We start from the raw sequence: 1,615 nt of genomic DNA, 5'->3' as shown, positions 1-1,615 counted from the left end.
TATACAAAACATACTAAGATTAGTAGTGCAGACCAAGGCATTGGTTCGCACTACTATTTTTTATATAGTAGAAGTGAAGAGAAGGTCGTGGGTGTCTTGGGATCCTGAATCCGTATACAAAACTGACCTTCTTCACTTACCTTATTTGAATCAGTTTTTAGTATGTTGGTCTTCGAGATCGTGTATAAGAAATGAGAATCGATAAGTGTAAGTTGAAGACTTCAATTCCACCTGAGGAGGAGCTATATGAAACATGTTATTGCATTTGATGTCAGTATGGGTAAAAGTTATATGGTAATTTATAATGCACAAAAACAATGCGTATTCGAAAGTGAAATCAAGCATTCTAAGCCTGATTTTAAAAAACTACAAGAAAAGATACATAAGCTTACAGATGAAACCGGCGAATCACCTAAAATTGTATTCGAAGCAACAGGGATCTATTCCAGACAGCTAGAACGATTTATGCAAAATAACCAGTATACATATTGTTTATTAAATCCATTAGAAGCCAAAATACAATGTGATTCCTTGCGGATTCATAAGACAGACCGAAGCGACGCACACCGATTAGCTCTCACCCATTTTACAGTTACCCGAAGGGCATCTACCGCAACTGATAATTTATTCTATCAGTTAAAATCTCTATCTAGATTATATAGTGAACTGGATGATGAATTATCAATAATTCGCGGCCGTATGCATAAAGTAATCCAATTAACATTTCCAGAATTGGAAAGAATATTTACTAGTAAATCTGATTTGTTTTTAAATTTTGTTCAACTATTTCCTCACCCAGATTGTGTTTTAGGTCTTTCTAAAACCATTATAAAAAATCGTATTCGTGCCAACACCAATAAAAAAATATCAAATATTACGGCGGAGAAAAAAGCGATTCAGATACTTGAAATAGCGAAAATTTGCTATCCTGCTGTTTCTCAGAACGATGTTCTGTGTGACCAGCTCAAATTATACGCAAGGCGCTATCAAGAGCTTCTTCACCAAAAAGAAAGCTGTATTAGCAAGATGGTGTACGTAGCTAAGCAACGTGCAGAATACGATATCATTCGCAGTCTCCCTGGGATTGGACCCAATACTGCCGTACGCTTGATGGCTGAAATAGGAGATATTACTCGTTTTAACAATAACAAGCAACTCAATGCATTTGCTGGTATTGATATACGCCGTTTTCAATCAGGTAAAACCTTTTTTAAAGATAAAATCAATAAACGTGGAAATAAGCATTTGCGGAAGCTCCTTTTCCTTATCATCCAGAACATGATTAAACAACGACGTTACGGACAAAATCATATTGTTGAGTATTACGATAAATTAAAAACGCAACCTTATAACAAGTGTCATAAAGTTGCGTCCATTGCATGTGTAAATAAATTATTGAAGCTTCTCTTCTATCTCATTACACATAATATGCACTATGATTATCGGTTCACCGCCTGAAACCATAGTTTCATCCATCATACCATATCTTCCCCCTAGTAAAAAATGAACACATATTAGGGGTATTTGGTTTGCATTCTATTCGGCTTGAAATTTCTGGAATCCAATCAATTATAGCTCTAAAAAACAGTTGACTAATCGTAAGAAAGACACCCAA

General features: G+C 35.3%; 1 protein-coding gene. It reads left to right on the top strand.

Annotated elements, in window-relative coordinates; translation table 11 throughout:
- Positions 1–246: 246 nt before the first annotated feature.
- A complete protein-coding gene (locus MR167_RS31370; RefSeq protein ID WP_242316224.1) occupies positions 247–1,458 on the top strand; it encodes an IS110 family RNA-guided transposase in 1,212 nt (403 codons plus the stop codon).
- The last annotated feature ends 157 nt before the right edge of the window (positions 1,459–1,615 follow it).

The sequence above is a fragment of the Bacillus cereus group sp. BfR-BA-01355 genome (assembly GCF_022663675.1).
GTDB lineage: Bacteria > Bacillota > Bacilli > Bacillales > Bacillaceae_G > Bacillus_A > Bacillus_A thuringiensis_S.
This window is presented reverse-complemented; position numbering and strand designations above follow the sequence as displayed.